Genomic DNA, 16,086 nt, shown 5'->3' with positions numbered 1-16,086 from the left:
CTTTAAAAAGGAAGGTTTATAATGGCTGACTCAAAAGCAAACATTGGTGTTGTTGGAATGGCTGTTATGGGTAAGAACTTAGCCCTTAACATTGAAAGCCGCGGCTTCACTGTAGGTATTTTTAACCGTTCAGCTTCAAAGACTGAAGCGGTAATGAAGGATCACGCAGACAAGAACTTGGTACCAAGTTACTCTGTTGAAGATTTTGTTAACTCACTAGAAACTCCACGTCGTATCGTTATGATGGTTAAGGCTGGTAAGCCAACTGACGCAACTATCGACTCACTATTACCTTTATTAGACAAGGGTGATATCTTAATTGATGGTGGTAACACTAACTTCCATAACACAATCGAAAGAAACGCTAGACTAGATGCATCTGGTATCAACTTTATTGGTATGGGTGTTTCTGGTGGTGAACTAGGTGCTTTACACGGTCCATCACTAATGCCTGGTGGTCAAGAAGAAGCATACAAGCTTGTTGAACCTGTTTTAACTCAAATCGCTGCTAAGGCTAGCGATGGTAAGCCATGTGTTGCTTACATCGGACCTAACGGTGCAGGTCACTACGTAAAGATGGTTCACAACGGTATTGAATACGGTGATGAACAATTAATCGACGAAAGTTACGACATTCTTCGTAACGGTGCCGGTATCGACATTGACGACCTAGCTGATATCTTCAAGGAATGGAACAAGGGTGAACTAAACAGTTACCTAATCGAAATTACTGCTGATATCTTAACTAGAAAAGACGATTTAGGTGCTGACAAGAGCAAGCCTATCGTTGACATGATCTTAGACCGTGGTGCTAACAAGGGTACTGGTAAGTGGTCATCAGAAGATGCCATGGAAGTTGGTACTGACCAATCAGTTATCACTGAATCAGTTTACGCTCGTTTCATCTCAATGCTAAAAGACGAACGTCTTGCAGCAGCTAAGGTATTAAACGGTCCTAAGGCTTCAGACATCATCAACGATGACGAAAAGAAGGACTTAGTAGAACGTGTACGTAAGGCTCTATACTTCGGTAAGATTATGAGTTACGCTCAAGGTTTCGAACAACTACGTTTCGCTTCAGAACAATATGACTGGAACTTGAAGTTCGGTGAACTAGCTCAAATCTGGCGTGAAGGATGCATTATTCGTGCCCAATTCCTACAAAACATTACTGACGCTTTCGAAAAGGATGAAAACCTAACTAACCTATTGTTAGATCCATACTTCTCAGAAATCGCTAACAAGTACCAACAAGATGCTCGTGATGTTGTTGCTCTTGCAACTAAGGCTGGTATTCCAGTTCCATCACTTTCAGCAGCTGTTAACTACTACGATTCATACCGTGCTGAAGTATTACCTGCTAACTTACTACAAGCACAACGTGACTACTTCGGTGCTCACACTTATGAACGTACTGACCGTGAAGGTAACTTCCATTACCCATGGTACACTGAACAATAATATAATTATTGATTACAATAAAAAGAGACGATTTAATCGTCTCTTTTTTAATACATACTAGTTTGTAATGGTTATTAATTGCAAATCAATATAAACAAGCATATACTATAACCAATCTTGAAAAAAGAGAGGTTATTTTTTATGTCTACCGAAAAAGTCTACACAGATTATTTCTTTTACGAACCCGCTTTTAACACCCACGACGGTGGTTACATTCCCTTGGAAGAACCAAATGTGGAACAACAAAAGTTAAAGGTTCCAGAATTACTTACCCCTGACAAAGAGACTGATACCGACATGTACTACACAGTTACCTCACAAGCTGGTGAAGCACAAATTATGCCTGGTAAAGCCACTAAGACATGGGGATACAATCAAGCACTACTAGGTAAGACTATTTTATTCAAACGTGGTAAGAACATTCACGTCACTGTTAAAAACGAATTACCTGAATTAACTACCTATCACTGGCACGGTTTAAACGTTCCCGGTGATATCGATGGTGGTTGTCACACCCCTGTCTACCCAGGTGAAAGTAAAGTTTTAAACTTCAAGTGTGATCAACCTGCAGCTACCCTTTGGTTGCATGCTCATCCATGCCCATCAACCGCCGAACAAGTTTGGCATGGCCTAGCTACCGCTGTTGTCGTCAAGGATGAACATGAAGCAACCCTTCCTATCCCACGTAATTATGGTGTCGACGATATCCCCGTTATCCTACAAGATCGTCGTTTCCATGAAGATAACCAATGGGATTACAAGGCTGATTACGACCCAGATGGCGTTCAAGGTCCTACAGCGATGATTAACGGAACCGTTAACCCATACTTTGACGTCACCACCCAAAAGGTTCGTCTTCGTCTACTAGATGGTGCCAACCGTCGTGAATGGCGTTTGCACTTCTCAGACGACCTTGAATTCACCCAAATCGCAGGTGACGGTAGCCTCTTAACCCACCCTGTTAAGTTTACCCACCTAATGATTACTTGTGCTGAAAGACAAGAAATTATTGTTGATTTCGGTCAATATAATCCAGGTGATGAAGTTGTTCTATATTCTGACGATGTCCCCATCATGCATTTTAGAATCCATGAATTCGCCAAAGACGACAGCATCATCCCAGACACCCTATTTGAAATGAACACACCCAAAGTTACTGAAAATACACCCGTACGAAAAGTCGTAATGTCTGGTATGGACGAAGAAGTTGCCTTAGATGGTAAAAAGTTTGATATGGAAAGAATCGATGCCAAACAAACTATGGGTAACTGCGAAATCTGGGAAGTTACCAACACTAACGACTGTGAAAATGGAATGGTCCACCCATTCCACATGCATGGTTGCCAATTCGAAGTATTGGATAGAGATGGCCATGACCCATACCCTAACGAAACCGGTCTTAAAGATACTATTGGAGTTAATCCCGATGAAACTGTCCGCTTCAAGGCATGGTTCGATCACCCCGGTGTTTTCATGTACCATTGCCACATAATCGAACACGAAGATGGCGGTATGATGGCACAAATCCAAGTTGATGACCCAGACCACCCACAAGAATTCCACCTAACTAAGATGGATGACTTGATGAAGGCATTCGCAAAAGAACGTGGCGTTGCCGTCGAAGACCTCGACTTAAGTGGTATGTCTTGTTACGACCACATGGAAAATATGGATCACTGTAATATGTAAAAAAGAACCTAATCATTGATATGATTAGGTTCTTTTGGCATTTTAATTAAATGATGAAAAATATTTATATCAATTTATAAGTGAAATGTTGTCAAAATATAATAATTAGTGTACAATAAACATTGTAATAAAACTAGAAAAAAGGAGTGAACAACATATGACTGAATTAACTTTTGATCCAGGAGCGTCGAAAGATCATTCTATCAAGGGAAAATTGATGTCAGAAGTTGTTTCAATTCTAAACAAATAGAATTAAGATGACCTTTGACAGTTAATTTTCCCGAAATCAACATAATCAATATAGATTATTTAGATGGAGAATTAACTGTTGTTGGTTATCTCAGTATCCTTTAGTTGCATGCTTAACGGTGAAACGTTAATTAACAGTGAAATGTTAGCAACTAATAACAGTAATTTAAAATTAGATATTAATAATTGCTTGATGATGCTTCACCTTCTGGGGAACTAGTTGGGGAGGTATGGACAACAGTTTATACTACTACTAAATTTTATGAATAGATAAACTGAGTAATTATGAGATTACACAAAAATCTTCGTTGAGTCCGCGGGGACGTGGATTTACGCCAAAGTAATTGCTACTTATCTGTTATCAATATTAATTATAAAAGAGACAACTTTGTAGGTTGTCTCTTTTCTTGTATTAAAACATAGAAGGACTGAAAATAAAATTCAGTCCTTTTATTTATGACCTCTTCAGTATATTAAAATTGTATTTATACAATTATTAGTATATATTAATATATGAATAAGGGGGGAATCATAATGAAGATTAATTATAAATCATCATTTTTAGCTATTATTTTAACTATTGCATTATTCGTTTTTGCTGGCTTCACTACCAGTCATGAACATACAGCCTTCGCAAGTACTAAGAGTCATGCGGCTAAGACATATAAATGGACTGTCGGTGTTCCAAAGGAACTTCAAGGTAAGTCATATTACACTACTAAAAATCCTTATACATACTATAAACTTATGTGGTATGTATACTTTGGAAAGAAGAACCTTTACTTTGGTCAATTAGTACATGGGAAAATTAACTTCAAGAAGAATGAAGCTCCACTAGCAGGAAATGATTTTTACAATCAAGTCGCATATCATAAATCTGGCAAAAACTATTATTTCAAATCACATCAAAAAAAGATCTTATTTACCAACGCTACAAATATTCGAAGATACAGAACTATTGGAACTAAGAAAGTTATCTTTCAAAAACACGTTCTAACTAGTAGTAAGTATGATGCCAACAAATTCTTAAAGAGTATTGGTTGGCAATGGAACACAGGTGGTTTTAAGCCATTTAAATAATAAAAAAAGACCGAATCATATTGATCCGGTCTTTTTTTATTTACGCTTTTGGAATAAACAAGTTTCCTAAAGTTGCAGCCACAATTGCTTTAATTGAATGCATCCGATTTTCCGCCTCTATGAACTGCCAAGCATATTTACTATTAAATACATCATCACTAACTTCCAACGCGTTTAGACCATATTTTTCTTCAATATATTGCCCTTTAGTAGTCTTATTGTCATGAAAAGATGGTAAGCAATGCATAAAAATAATTTCTTCTTCATTCATCCCAGTCTTTTCAATCATTTCCATATTAACCTGATATGGTTTTAATAATTGAATTCTTTCATCCCAATTATCTTCACCCATTGAGACCCAAACATCCGTATATAAAACATTGGAACCTTTAACCCCTTCATCGACATCATCTGTGATTAGAACTTTAGCACCTGAGTCCTTAGCATATTTTTTTGCTAGTTCTTGATTTTGCTTAGATGGGAATAATGTTTTAGGGGCTACAATATGCACATTCACGCCCAATAAAGCAGCGGTAATTAATAATGAGTTAGCCATATTATTTCTACCATCCCCAACATAAGTTAGCGTGAGGCCTTCTAATTTACCAAACTTTTCTTTCATGGTCATAAAATCAGCCAACATTTGGGTCGGATGACTATCATCAGTTAGTCCATTCCATACGGGAACACCACTATATTCAGCTAATGTTTCAACGTCTTGTTGCTTAAAACCACGAAATTCGATTCCATCATACATCGATCCCAACACCTTAGCTGTATCAGATACCGATTCCTCATCACCAAAATGGATATCATTAGTCCCTAAATACTCTGAATGACCACCCAAATCATTAATGGCAATCACAAATGATGAACGAGTTCTGGTTGATGGCTTTTCAAATAACAACGCTATGTTCTTACCCGATAAAAATTCGTGTTTAATATTATGTTGTTTCAAATATTTTAAATGAATGGCAAAATCGATTAAATAGTTAATCTCATCTGCTGAAAAATCATCAATATTTAGTAAACTTCTACCGTAAAAAATATTATTTAACATGATGCCACTTCCTTTTCCAAAACATCTTTAATTTGTTGCACTCCCCATTGAAGAGTCTTTTTATCCATGATTAATGGTGGTAATAAACGCAATGTATTGGCACGTGCCGAAATCGTTAGCATTCCGTTTGATTGAAGCTTTTTAATTACTGCTGCGACGTCGATTGAATCAGATAAATGTATTCCGACCATTAGTCCACGACCAGAAATTTTTTCAACATTTGGAAGTGAAAGTAATTGTGTACTTAATTCTTGGAATAAAAATTCACCCTTGGCTTTAACTTCATCTAAAAACTCTGGCGTCATTTGATTTAAAACGGCATTAGCCGCCGCCATTACAACCTTATTTCCACCAAACGTATTACCATGACTTCCAGGACCAAACGATGAAGCTAATTCTTTTTTCGCCAACATCGCACCAACTGGAAGTCCATTACCTAGTCCTTTTGCACAAGTAATAATATCTGGATGCAATCCAGCATATTCAAACGCAAACTTGTATCCCGTACGTCCCATACCTGTTTGCACTTCATCAACTATTAATAATGTATTTGTTTGGTGACATTTTGCTTCGATTTTATTTAACCATTCCGTCTTACCAACATTGACGCCACCTTCTCCTTGGATTACTTCTAAGATGACTGCTGCACAGTCATTATCAATAAAATCAAGCGCCTTATCGTCATTGTATTCAGCAAACTCACTACCAGGAACCAATGGGGTAAAACCACTTTGAATGGCCTCATATCCGGTTAGTGATAACGATCCATAAGTACGACCATGGAACCCAAAATTGAATGCGAGTACTTTTTTCTTATGGGTATATTTACGAGCAATCTTAAACGCTGCTTCATTAGCTTCCGTTCCGGAATTACATAAAAATGCAAGATATCCTTTCGGACATAATTTTCCAGCTACTTTATCTTGCAACGAATTAATATATAGATTTGAAGTGTGCCATATATGATTGAGTTGTTCTCCTACCGCTGTTTTAACCTCTTCATTACTATATCCTAAGTTGCACACTCCTATCCCACTAGTAAAGTCGACATATTCTTTGCCAGTAGAATCAATAATGTGACAGTCATTTCCATCCATTGGATCAATATCAAAATATTTATAAGTTGGTAATACATTTTTCATCATTTTCATCCCCTAATTAATAATTACTGTTCCGTGTTCATCTAAGTTATTAGTAATTGTGACATTGTCTACACCATGATCAATTGCATCCAAAGCGGCTTTAACCTTGGGTATCATTCCGCTGACAATGTATTGTTCATCAATTAATTTCAAAGCTTGTTTATGGTTCAATTGTTCTAGTATTCGATCTTCGACCTTTACACCACAAACATCGGTTAATAGAATTAGTTCATCCGCACGCAGTAATGAGGCCATTTCACTTGCAGCAATATCTGCATTAACGTTTAATTTTTCGGTATCATTTTTATAAACGATTGAAGACATTAAACCAACATAGTTATCAGTCATCTTATTAATCCAATCCGTATCAATGTGACTTATTGTTCCAACCTCACCATATTTATCATGGTCTAAATAATTGCCCTTAACAAATGAGTAATCATAACTATTTAGATTATGAGTCGCTATACCATGGTTCATTAACTTCTTGCTAAGTTGTTCTTGGATAACATTGTTCAACAATAAATCCGAAATTTTCATCATTGTTGAATTAGTGACTCTAATGCCATCAATTTTTTTGACCGGCTCACCAACAAACTCGCCACATTTTGAGATGATGTTGCCACCTCCGTGAACAATGATGATGTGTTCACCTGCACCTTGCTTTTCAGCAACATATTCGAAAAAACCATCAGGTAAATGATTAATCATATTTCCACCAATCTTTAAAATAATCATATTAATCACCCCTCATAAGCTGCGTTAATCTCAACGTACTTGTAGGTTAAATCACATCCCCATGCAGTTCCACTAGCATTGCCAACGTTTAAGTCAACGTCAATAATAATATGTTCATCTGTAAACAATGACTTCAATTCCTTATCAGTAAAGGAAACCGGTTCACTGTTAGTAACAATTTCGGTGCCATTTAGACTAATTGTGACATGGTTAGGATCAACGTGGGCATGAGTTTGACCGATTGCCTGCACAATTCTTCCCCAATTGGCCTCTTTACCAAAAATCATTGATTTGACCAAGTTAGAACCAACAATTGCCTTAGAAACTAGGTTAGCCTCCTGTTTATCAAACGCGCTGTTAACATTCACTTCAACAAAATTATTTGCGCCTTCACCATCTTGAGCTACTTTTTTTGCAAGAGTTTCCAATACATATTTGAAACTCTTAGCGAACTCTATATATTCATCAGTTCCAGGAACTAATTTATCTTCGCTGGCAGAACCATTTGCCATAGATAAAACCATATCATTAGTGGACATACATCCATCAACGGTGATTTGGTTAAATGTTGAGATGATGTCTTCACTTAATAAATTTTGAAGATCATCCCCATCGATGTTTGCGTCTGTGACGATAAAACTCAATGTAGTTCCCATGTTTGGATGAATCATACCTGATCCCTTTGAAAAACCGGTAATAGTAACTGGTTGGTCATTTAGTATCACTTCTACACATACCTTTTTAGAACAGGTGTCAGTCGTAATAATCGCTTCTGGGGCGTCTATATCTCCCTCACTAAGTTTTAAATTATCTACACCTTCTTGGTATGTATCCATATCTAGTTGTTTACCGATTATTCCAGTCGATGCAACACCTATCAAGCTTTCATCTAGGTGTAACTTATCGGCAACTAATTTTTTAGAATCATAAACATTTTGAATACCCTCATCGCCGGTAAATGAGTTGGCATTACCAGAATTGACAATAATTGCCTGTAGTTCGTGTTTTAAATCAATTGTTTTCTTCGTTACTTGAACGGGAGCTGCCTTGAATTGATTTGTTGTATATACACCAGCTGCCGCAGCTGGCGTATTAGATACTATCCAACACATATCTAATTTTCCATCCTCTTTGAATCCAGCGTGAGTTGATCCAGATTTAATATTTTTTGGCCATTTAAAGTTGATTGTTTTCATTGTTAGTTCCTCCTATGGTAATACGTGCATTAGTTCTAATCCGTCATTTTCATCAAAATTAAACAGATGATTAAAGTTTTGAATTGCTTGTCCAGCAGCACCCTTAATCATGTTATCGATGACACTGACAATCATTAACGTGTTGTTACTGGAATTAAAAGAAAGTCCAACATGACACTCGTTTGTACCGACTACGCTCTTGATAGTTGGCAACTCATCCATTGATACGTGAACAAACGAACTGTTCGCATATAATGAATCGAATGCATGTTGGACTTTATCCATTTCAATATTTGATTTTAATTTCATAAACATGGTGCACATTATTCCTTTATTTAAAGGAACCAAGGTGGTCATGAATTCAATGTTTTTAACGTTTTCATTCCAGAATTGTAGTTTTTGGACAATTTCTGGAATATGTTTGTGTTCGTGGGGTTTGTAAACTTGTAAGTTTTCATTAGCCATGACAAAATGACTGGAATCACTAAGTGACTTTCCAGCTCCTGATAAACCTGACTTCGCATCAACTACAATGCTATCTAAATCGATCAAATCTTCCATAACTACCGGTGCCAACCCTAATAGCACAGCGGTAGCATAACACCCTGGATTAGCAATATATTTTGCTTTTGGGTTGTCGTCAATGTCTGCTAAGCAGTATTGTGCCTTTTGTAACTCTGCAAGCGAAGCGGCATCTTTTTGATACCACTTAGTGTATTCGTCAGGATCTTTTAATCTGTAATCACCCGACAAATCAATAACCGGTAAATCGGCTTTTATAAAGGGTTTAGCAATCTTTGATGTTACCCCTGCAGGAGTTGCAAAAAAGACCGCATCATTGTCTTTGATAATGACATTTTCGTCATAAGGAAAGACTAAATGTTGATCGTATGAAAATTCATCATTAATTTGGTTTAACTGAGTTGGTTTGGACAAATTATGTCCGTATAGATTAATTTGATTTACTTGAGAATGTTTTTTTAATAATTCGTATAAAGTTGATCCGGCGTATCCGGTAATTCCAATAATTGCGACTTGCATAATAAAGACAGTCCTTTCGATAAGTTCAATTTTTTAGACACTGTTCCTGTTGAAAAAACGTTGCTACGTCGCCTTTGGTTTAAGTTTTGTTTTGTCATGATAATCACCCTTTTATAATTTTTTGATGTTTCTCTAACATCTTGCAAATTACAATAGCACAACTTTTTTGTTTTGCAAACTTATTTTTTAATTTTAATTTAATCTTGTTTTAATTTTTTAGTTATGTTAAATTGATTTCAACGAAAACAAATAATTTAAAAGCGGTGAGTGTTATGAACAACAAATCAAATAATACACTAACTGAATACAATGCATTGAGGAGGACACGTATTGTGCCGTCCCCAACTTTTAGGTGCAATTTTTAATCAAATAGCAATTTAGTCGAGGGACGGCAGAAATAAATTTTGAGTTATGCTGAAATTTATCTGCGGGTCCTTTTTTTAATCCGAATATGAATCACTGGATACTTTTCACATAATGCAAAATAAGTTCTTTTTTTACCGTCGATTGACTTATTTATGAATATGATGAAAGGTATTCAGAACATAAGGTTGATCGCAATGTTGATCAGCCTTTTTTATTTACCAAAATTTGGAGGTAATTATTATGAAAACTTATTTAGTACTAAGCAATGGATCAATTTATCAAGGATATTCAAAGATTAAACCAACAGCAACAGCCGGTGAAGTGGTATTTAGCACTGGTATGACTGGTTACCAAGAAACCATCACTGATCCAAGTTACTATGGACAAATCATGGTTTTTACATACCCGCTTATCGGCAACTATGGCATCAATTTCGAAGACAACGAAAAAGACACACCATGTATATCCGGGATAATCGCATATGACATTGCTAAACATCCCAGTAACTACCGTAGCAAAATGTCACTTTATCAATACGCAGAAAAGTTTGACATTCCAATGATTGAAGGAATTGATACGCGTGAATTAACTAAGGAGATTCGTCAAAACGGATGCATCAAAGGAGTTATCACAGACAATCCAAAAGATAAAACAATTCAAGAACTTTTAGACAAACCCTTATCATTTGCAAATCATTCAACCAAGGATATTAATCACATCGAAGGTGATGGACCCAAAGTAGCGGTTATTGACTATGGTATCAAGAACTCAATCGTATCCGAATTATTGAACTTAAATGCAGATGTTTACATTTTTCCTGCTGACGTATCAGCCAAAAAAATCAAAGATATTAATCCAGATGGTATCGTCTTATCTAACGGACCTGGTGATCCAGCTAAGATGATTGATAAGATTGACGTTATTGAAGAACTACAAGAGGTCTATCCCATCATGGGAATTTGTTTAGGAAATCAGTTATTGGGGTTAGCTAATGGCGCAAAAACATTCAAAATGAAGTTCGGTCATCGTGGTTTTAATCACGCTGTTAAGAACCTATCGACTGGAAAATGTTACTTCACCTCTCAAAATCATGGATATGCGTTATTACCAGAATCAATTCCCGGCTCTAATGTCGAGGTAATATTTGAAGAAGTCAACGACCATACTATTGAAGGAATTAAAGTTAAGAATCATAATGCTTTTTCTGTTCAATTCCATCCAGACGCATCTCCAGGACCACACGATGCACTCTTCATATTTCATAAATTTTTCAACATGATTAACCAAAAGGGGGTTATTACAAATGAGTAAAAATACAGACATTCATAAAATACTAGTAATTGGATCTGGTCCGATTGTCATTGGTCAAGCTGCTGAATTTGACTATTCGGGTTCCCAAGCATGTTTGTCATTAAAAGAAGAAGGTTACGAGGTCGTACTGGTTAATTCTAATCCTGCCACTATCATGACTGATAAAGATATTGCCGACGAGGTCTATATTGAACCCATCACAATTGATTCAGTCGAAAAGATTATCAAGAAAGAACTACCCGATGCCCTCCTTCCAACATTAGGTGGGCAAACTGGTTTAAACATGGCTAAGAATTTAGCTGACGCAGGAATCTTGAAAAAATACGGTATTGAGCTTCTCGGAACCAAACTACAATCAATTGAAAAAGCCGAAGATCGTGAACTCTTTAAACAACTAATGAATGAATTGGATGAACCAGTACCAGAATCAACCATTGCCAACAGTTTAGAAGATGCAAAAAAATTAGCAGTGAAGATTGGCTATCCATTAGTCATTCGTCCTGCCTACACATTAGGTGGGACCGGTGGTGGTTTTGTTCATAACAATGCAGAATTAGAAGCTATTGTGAGCAATGGACTAGAAATGTCACCAGTTACTCAAGTTTTAGTAGAGAAATCGATTGCTGGATATAAGGAAATCGAATTCGAAGTTATGCGTGATGCCAAGGACAACGCATTAATTGTTTGTTCGATGGAAAACGTTGATCCTGTTGGTGTCCATACTGGTGATTCAATTGTTGTATCACCTACTCAAACACTATCTGATAAAGACTATCAATCATTAAGAGATGCAGCACTAAAAATTATTCGTGCTCTAGACATCGAGGGTGGAGTAAATATTCAAATGGCTATTGATCAAAAAAGTGGTGATTACTTCATTATCGAAGTTAATCCACGTGTCTCTCGTTCATCCGCCCTAGCATCTAAAGCAACCGGATATCCAATCGCTAAAATATCTGCGAAGATTGCTGTTGGAATGTCATTAGATGAAATCACCAACCCTCTAACTGGAAAATCACTTGCAGAATTTGAACCCGCACTTGATTATATAGTGACAAAAATTCCCCGTTTACCATTCGATAAATTTACCAATATCGATAATTCACTTGGCACTCAAATGAAGGCTACTGGAGAAGTTATGGCCATCGGGAGAAACTTTGAGTCATCACTATTAAAAGCTATTCGTTCCTTAGAAGATGGAAAAAAACATGATTTGACTAAAAACTCAACCAATCAGTTATTAGAAAACATAGCGACACCCACTGAACAGCGTTTGTTCCAAATCTTTGAATTACTTAATCGTCATATCAGTGTTGAAGATATTCATAACATCACTCAAATTAACCAATTTTTCTTATATAAGATGCAACATATTGTTGAAATTAACGATGAACTTAAAGAAAATCAATCCATTGATTCTTTGAAGATAGCTAAACAATTTGGATTTTCAGATCAACAAATTGCAAACGCTTGGAAATGTAGTGAAAAAGATGTGTATGACACCAGAGTAAAAAATAATATTATAGCTAGCTTTAAAATGGTTGATACTTCTGCTGGAGAATTTGATTCCACTACTCCTTATTATTACAGTACATTTGGTCAAACTAATGAATCAAAACCCAGTAATAAAAAGTCCATCTTAATCGTTGGTTCTGGCCCCATTAGAATCGGTCAAGGTGTCGAATTTGACTACGCCACAGTCCATTCCATCTTCGCAGTAAAACAGGCCGGATATGAATCAATCGTAATTAATTCCAATCCAGAAACTGTATCAACAGATTTCTCGATTTCAGATAAGTTATACTTCGAACCTTTAACCATCGAAGATGTCATGAATGTGATCAATCTTGAAAAGCCTGCTGGTGTAATTCTTCAATTTGGTGGTCAAACTGCCATCAACCTTGCAGAAGACTTATCTAAATTAGGTGTTAATGTGTTAGGGACAACTGTAAAAGATATTAATATCAGCGAGGATCGTGAATTGTTTAGTCACGTTATCAAAAGTCTAAATATCAAGCAGCCGTATGGAACTTCAGTGGAAAGTATTGATGAAGCCATTCAAGCTACAGAGAAAATGACATATCCGGTCTTATTACGTCCTTCATACGTAATTGGTGGAAAAGCCATGAAAATAGTCCATAATAACGATGAATTGCTTAACTACATGCAAACAGCTGTGAATGTTTCGCATCAGCACCCCGTTTTAATTGATTCATATCTATATGGAACAGAAGCCGAAGTGGATATAATCTCTGATGGAGAAACAGTTGTTATTCCAGGAATTATTGAACATGTCGAAAGTTCAGGAGTCCACTCTGGTGATTCAATGGCTGTATATCCACCTCAAAATATTTCACCCAATATTCAAAAAGAAATTGTGGCTATTGCGACTAAGTTAGCCAAAAAACTAAAAACAATTGGTTTGATGAATATTCAATTCATCATTTCAAATAACCAAGTATATGTAATCGAAGTAAACCAACGAGCATCTAGAACCGTACCATTCTTATCGAAAGTAACAGATGTTCCTATTGTGAGCTTAGCAACCAACGCGATTTTGAATAAACCATTATCATCATTTGGATATGAAACCGGAATGATTACTCCAACTAATTTAGTATCAGTAAAGTCACCCGTATTTAGCTTTAATAAGCTATCTGGTGCGGATGCCAATCTTAGTCCAGAAATGAAGTCGACCGGTGAGGTTATGGGTTCTGCAATTAACTATAATTCGGCTTTGGCAAAGTCATTTTCCGCTGCCGGTATAAACATCAAACCAAATAGCAATGTCTTATTGAAGCTAAGTCAACGCGAAGAAGAACAAAACGAGGGGTTGGTTAAAGGATTAAATACTTTTAATTTTAATATCGTAAATATGAAACCAGAACAGATTACAGAAGAAAATGTTGATTTAATAATTAACACCGCAGAAAATCATCAAATAAACAAAGTCGCAACTTCCTTATCGATTCCCTTATTTACATCTATCGATACTGCAAATGCATTTATTCAATCATTAAAAAGCGACGACTTGAAGGTAGAAAAGATATAAAAAAAGACCTAATCCAAATGGATTAGGTCTTTTTCTTATTTATGGATTCCGATTGATTTTAAATATTTCTCTTCCTTTGCAGGATCAAATTCTTTTTCAGACTTACCAATAATAACTGTTGCCAATGAGTTACCAATAACGTTTACCGCTGTTCTGGCCATATCGATGAAACGGTCAATTCCGGCAATGAACGTTAGACCAGAAACTGGAATTCCAACAGTTGAAACAGTCGCTAATAGAACAACGAATGATGCACCAGGAACACCGGCCATACCCTTTGAAGTGATCATTAGGGCAACTAATAAAGTAAGTTGTTGACCAATACTTAAGTGAATTCCATAAGCTTGAGCTAGGAACAATGCAGCAAGTGATTGGTAAATTGCTGAACCATCAAGGTTAAATGTATAACCAGTTGGGATTACAAATGAAACGATTGATGGGCTCACCCCAAATTTAGTCATTTTGTCGATACTTCTTGGTAGTGCAGCTTCAGAACTAGCAGTTGAAAATGCTAATATAGCTTCTTCCTTAACAACCTTTAGAAGATCAATAATCTTGAAACCAAAGATTCTTGCAGCTAATCCCATTACAACAAGTACAAATACCATCATTGTTAGGTAAGTTAATAAAACGAAGTAACTTAGAGGAGCTAATGCAGAAACACCTAGTTCAGCTAAGGTAACTCCGATTAATGCACAAACACCGATTGGAGATAACTTCATAATCCAACCAGTAATCTTGAACATAACTTGTGATACCGAGTTTAAGAAATCAACGATAATCTTACCCTTTTCACCAACTGCAGCAGTACCTAACCCAAAGAATACTGAGAATACGATGATTGGCATCATATCACCAGAAGCAATTGAGTTAAATACATTTACAGGGATCAGGTTAATCAATGTACCCCAGATACCGGTATGGTTAGCAGTCTTTGCGGTAGTCATGTATTGGGTAATATCAGTAGCGTGTAATGAATGCACGTTAATGAAGTCACCAGGATGGAAGACGTTACCAACAACTAAACCTAAAACAATGGCGATGGTTGTCATTATTTCAAAGTATAGAATAGTCTTTCCACCGATACGTCCTAACTTATGGATATCACCAATGTTAGCAATACCAACAGTTAAACATGAAACAACGATTGGAACAACAATCATTTGAATCAAACGAATGAACATTGTACCAATACTTTGCATTGCAGTAATTGCGGTAGCATTCTTGTAGAACACTAGACCTAGGATGATACCTAAAATCAAACCAATCATGATTTGCCATCCTAGTGTTATCTTAAATTTCTTCATTACGAAGCCTCTCCTTAATATGTATTAGTATAATTTTATCACAAATCACGAATAATATCCCCGGTTAATAATGAAAACGTACCTAAATAACGAAAAAACAAACTATTTTATATAGTTTTACGATAGTAATTCAGATAGTAACATTATGGCATGCACTTGATTTAACGAAATATCTCCATTTCCATTTAAATCCTGTAGTTAACCAAGTTTAATCAGCACACCTCTTTAATTTTATCATAAAAAGTAATCTATCGTTTTGAATGTACAAAAAAAGAGTTACCAAACGGTAACCCTTTTATAAATTGCGCGGCGACTTCCTACCCTTGCAGAGGGCGATCCCTCAACTACTATCGGCGTTTAGAAGCTTAACTTCTGTGTTCGGCATGGGAACAGG

11 protein-coding genes and 1 rRNA gene are annotated in these 16,086 nt (G+C 36.3%); 5 read left to right on the top strand and 7 right to left on the bottom strand.

Annotated elements, in window-relative coordinates; all coding sequences use genetic code 11:
- Positions 1 to 21 precede the first annotated feature (21 nt).
- The 3 genes from gndA (at position 22) to RZ79_RS00440 (ending at position 4,479) form a co-directional block, all read left to right on the top strand.
- Complete coding sequence (gndA, locus tag RZ79_RS00450; protein WP_053794978.1) at positions 22 to 1,461, top strand: NADP-dependent phosphogluconate dehydrogenase; 1,440 nt, start codon at positions 22 to 24, stop codon at positions 1,459 to 1,461.
- Positions 1,462 to 1,602: 141 nt separating this feature from the next.
- Positions 1,603 to 3,150, top strand: coding sequence for a multicopper oxidase family protein (locus RZ79_RS00445; RefSeq protein ID WP_054449536.1), 1,548 nt, complete (start codon positions 1,603 to 1,605; stop codon positions 3,148 to 3,150).
- Positions 3,151 to 3,933: 783 nt separating this feature from the next.
- The gene (locus tag RZ79_RS00440; protein ID WP_054449535.1) at positions 3,934 to 4,479 is read left to right on the top strand and encodes a hypothetical protein; all 546 of its coding nucleotides are present in this window, start codon (positions 3,934 to 3,936) and stop codon (positions 4,477 to 4,479) included.
- A gap of 40 nt (positions 4,480 to 4,519) precedes the next feature.
- On the opposite strand, the gene argF is transcribed toward RZ79_RS00440, so the two are convergent.
- The 5 genes from argF to argC are packed head-to-tail and all read right to left on the bottom strand — an operon-like array spanning position 4,520 to position 9,656.
- Positions 4,520 to 5,539, bottom strand: coding sequence for an ornithine carbamoyltransferase (argF, locus tag RZ79_RS00435; protein ID WP_054449534.1), 1,020 nt, complete (start codon positions 5,537 to 5,539; stop codon positions 4,520 to 4,522).
- Positions 5,533 to 6,681: an acetylornithine transaminase gene (locus tag RZ79_RS00430; RefSeq protein ID WP_054449533.1), complete on the bottom strand. Its 1,149-nt coding sequence runs from the start codon at positions 6,679 to 6,681 to the stop codon at positions 5,533 to 5,535. The genes argF and RZ79_RS00430 overlap by 7 nt, the downstream gene beginning before the upstream one ends.
- A gap of 12 nt (positions 6,682 to 6,693) precedes the next feature.
- On the bottom strand, positions 6,694 to 7,419 hold the full coding sequence (argB, locus tag RZ79_RS00425) for an acetylglutamate kinase (RefSeq protein ID WP_054449532.1): 726 nt from the start codon (positions 7,417 to 7,419) through the stop codon (positions 6,694 to 6,696).
- A 5-nt stretch (positions 7,420 to 7,424) separates the two neighbouring features.
- Positions 7,425 to 8,615 (bottom strand): bifunctional glutamate N-acetyltransferase/amino-acid acetyltransferase ArgJ, encoded by a 1,191-nt coding sequence (argJ, locus tag RZ79_RS00420; protein ID WP_054449531.1) that lies wholly within the window; start codon positions 8,613 to 8,615, stop codon positions 7,425 to 7,427.
- Between the two features lie 12 nt (positions 8,616 to 8,627).
- Complete coding sequence (argC, locus tag RZ79_RS00415; RefSeq protein ID WP_054449530.1) at positions 8,628 to 9,656, bottom strand: N-acetyl-gamma-glutamyl-phosphate reductase; 1,029 nt, start codon at positions 9,654 to 9,656, stop codon at positions 8,628 to 8,630.
- Between the two features lie 603 nt (positions 9,657 to 10,259).
- Here argC and RZ79_RS00410 point away from each other — a divergent pair.
- Together RZ79_RS00410 and carB are read left to right on the top strand one after the other, a co-directional pair.
- On the top strand, positions 10,260 to 11,333 hold the full coding sequence (locus RZ79_RS00410) for a carbamoyl phosphate synthase small subunit (RefSeq protein WP_054449668.1): 1,074 nt from the start codon (positions 10,260 to 10,262) through the stop codon (positions 11,331 to 11,333).
- A complete protein-coding gene (gene carB / locus RZ79_RS00405) occupies positions 11,326 to 14,385 on the top strand; it encodes a carbamoyl-phosphate synthase large subunit (RefSeq protein ID WP_054449529.1) in 3,060 nt (1,019 codons plus the stop codon). The genes RZ79_RS00410 and carB overlap by 8 nt, the downstream gene beginning before the upstream one ends.
- Before the next feature lie 35 nt (positions 14,386 to 14,420).
- On the opposite strand, the gene RZ79_RS00400 is transcribed toward carB, so the two are convergent.
- Both RZ79_RS00400 and rrf read right to left on the bottom strand, forming a co-directional pair.
- Positions 14,421 to 15,692: a cation:dicarboxylate symporter family transporter gene (locus RZ79_RS00400; RefSeq protein ID WP_054449528.1), complete on the bottom strand. Its 1,272-nt coding sequence runs from the start codon at positions 15,690 to 15,692 to the stop codon at positions 14,421 to 14,423.
- Between the two features lie 304 nt (positions 15,693 to 15,996).
- A 5S ribosomal RNA gene (rrf, locus tag RZ79_RS00395) occupies positions 15,997 to 16,086 on the bottom strand; the annotation flags it as partial.

This window comes from Apilactobacillus kunkeei DSM 12361 = ATCC 700308 (assembly GCF_001281265.1).
GTDB classification, from domain to species: Bacteria; Bacillota; Bacilli; order Lactobacillales; family Lactobacillaceae; genus Apilactobacillus; species Apilactobacillus kunkeei.
Note: the sequence above shows the minus strand (reverse complement) of the source record. Positions and strands in the feature narration are given on the sequence as shown.